Raw genomic sequence first — 722 nt, forward strand, 5'->3', positions numbered from 1 at the left:
ATGCAAACGATTCTGTTGCTGGGCCAGGCTCAGTTCATCATCCGGTTTGGCAAAATGATCCATGCCGATATATTGGTAGCCCGCATGGGTCAATTTCTCAATTGAAAGCTGCAATATGCTCAGTTTTTGCTCGGCGGTCGGTAAGTCTTCACTTTTAATCTGCCGCTGTGTTTTAAACAGTTTTGGCATATGGGCGTAATTAAATAATGAGATACGATCAGGATCGGCGGCAATGATTTTATCGAGTGTCGTATTAAAGCCTGACAGTGTTTGCAGCGGTAGCCCATAAATCAAATCAATGCTGATGGAGCGAAACTGATGCTGACGTGCTGCATCAATTACCGCCAGTGCTCCAGCTTCAGACTGAATCCGGTTAACGGCTTTTTGCACGGCTGGATCAAAATCCTGTACCCCCAGACTGATACGGTTAAAGCCTAATTTTTTTAACAGGGCAATGGTCTGACCATTGGCTTCGCGAGGATCAATTTCAATCGAGATATCAGCATCATCGGCAATATGAAAATGACGACGGGTTTCATCCATCAGCTCCTGCATTTGCTGTTCGCTGATAAATGTCGGTGTGCCACCGCCCCAGTGCAATTGTGTTACCGGTCTGTTGCTATCAATTAATTCGGCTTTGAGCGCGAGTTCTTTAGAGATGTTTTCAAGGTAGGGCGCGGCATGATCACGATTTTTGGTGATGATTTTGTTGCAGGCACAGC

At 45.8% G+C, this 722-nt stretch carries 1 protein-coding gene; it reads right to left on the reverse strand.

Annotation, left to right across the window (positions count from 1 at the left end; all coding sequences use genetic code 11):
- Positions 1-722 (reverse strand): oxygen-independent coproporphyrinogen III oxidase (gene hemN / locus B3O33_RS13040; protein WP_292363786.1); only part of this gene is annotated, 722 nt, incomplete at both ends.

It is taken from the genome of Methylophaga sp. UBA1464, assembly GCF_002325665.1.
In the GTDB taxonomy this organism is placed as follows: domain Bacteria; phylum Pseudomonadota; class Gammaproteobacteria; order Nitrosococcales; family Methylophagaceae; genus Methylophaga.